Here is a 789-nt window from a genome sequence, read left to right on the forward strand (position 1 = left end):
CGCCGCCACGGAGCGGTGCGCAGCCTCGATGCCGCGCCGCCGCCGGTCATCGGGCAGCCATTCGGGCACCATCCCGCCGATCAGGAACGGCGCCGGCCCCAGCGCGTCGCGGACCAGATCAATAATCTGCAGCAACTTGCGGCGGTACCAGCCCTCCGAGGCACCCAGCACCGCGTCGGACTCGCCCTGGTGCCACAGGACCGCCGCCAAACGGTTGCGCGGATTCAGCGAGAGCGCCTGCCGGGCGGCCTCCAGCGCGCGGTGGCACAGGTTCGTTCGGGCAGTCTTGTTGTCCGGATCCCAGGAGTAGTCGGCGTTGCCCGTGATCGAGGTGCCGCCCAGGGCCGCGGGCACCAGCAACACCTTGCGGCCGGCCGGCTGGGCCAGCCACAGCTGCCGCGCGAATTCGAGGCCGGGTCCCACCGCGGGCCGGCCGTCCACCCACACACTGGCGACATGGCAGAGCGGTTCGCTGGCCGTGATGACCCGGCCCGCGGACGGGCCGGAACCCGCCAGCTGGTCGATCCCGTCGAGCTCCACGTCGATGGCCGGATCGAAGGGGAGGCCGCAGCCCTGCATGTTCGACTGGCCCAGCAGCAGGACGACGTCGTAACCGGCCTGGCGCGGATCGACGCGCCCGTTGGCCGCCGTTTGGGCGGCAGCCGCGATTGTCGGGGCCAGCAGTTGCAGCAGCTCCCGGTGGGTGGCCGACGTCGGGTCCGCCACCAAGCGCGCAATCCGCTCGTCATCCGGTGCGGAATCCGGCCGGGTTGCTGCGGCCGCCCCGGC

At 72.6% G+C, this 789-nt stretch carries 1 protein-coding gene; it reads right to left on the bottom strand.

Going from position 1 to position 789, the window contains the following annotated elements; genetic code table 11:
- Nucleotides 1–789, bottom strand: a 789-nt coding sequence (locus AC5RUJ_RS17540; RefSeq protein WP_494156415.1) for a sialate O-acetylesterase, incomplete at both ends; no start/stop codon positions are given.

Source organism: Arthrobacter sp. Y3223164, assembly GCF_059091005.1.